This is a genomic window from Myxococcus llanfairpwllgwyngyllgogerychwyrndrobwllllantysiliogogogochensis, from assembly GCF_006636215.1.
GTDB lineage: Bacteria > Myxococcota > Myxococcia > Myxococcales > Myxococcaceae > Myxococcus > Myxococcus llanfairpwllgwyngyllgogerychwyrndrobwllllantysiliogogogochensis.
Genome location: NZ_VIFM01000820.1, coordinates 1 through 430 on the forward strand (window position 1 = coordinate 1; position 430 = coordinate 430).

General features: G+C 69.5%; 1 protein-coding gene. It reads right to left on the reverse strand.

Translation table 11 applies throughout. The features are described 5' to 3' along the window. Nucleotides 1–430, reverse strand: a 430-nt coding sequence (locus tag FJV41_RS57465) for a phage tail sheath C-terminal domain-containing protein (RefSeq protein ID WP_281291680.1), incomplete at both ends; no start/stop codon positions are given.

Consider the following 430-nt stretch of genomic DNA (forward strand, 5'->3'; position numbering starts at 1 on the left):
CCGGTCGATCTCGGCCTGCAGCCCCGCGGCGCGCACGCCCCCCTGCTCGATGGAACGGGCCACGGCCTCCAGGTCGGCCTGCGCGTCGGCCAGCAGGCTGGTGTACTGCTCCAGGCCCAGGCGGGCGGCCTGCTCCTTGAGCTGGAAATCGGTGATGCGCTGGCGCAGGCCCAGGTCTTCCAGCGGCGGCACGAACGTGTAGTCGTAGTCGATGACCATGCGGCCGCTTTTCAGTTCGCTCGTCTGGTTCACGCTGACATCCAGCCACGCGGAGCCGCCGAGCAGGTAGCCCTCCTTCGTGAGCGAGCGCAGGCGCGCGGCGATCGTCTCGACGATGTCCTTCGCGAGCTGCGGGTGCATGGGCTTGTCGGATGCCCACATGAGGCCCTCGGGCACGATGTCTGCCAGCACCTGGGCGGTGCTCACGGCG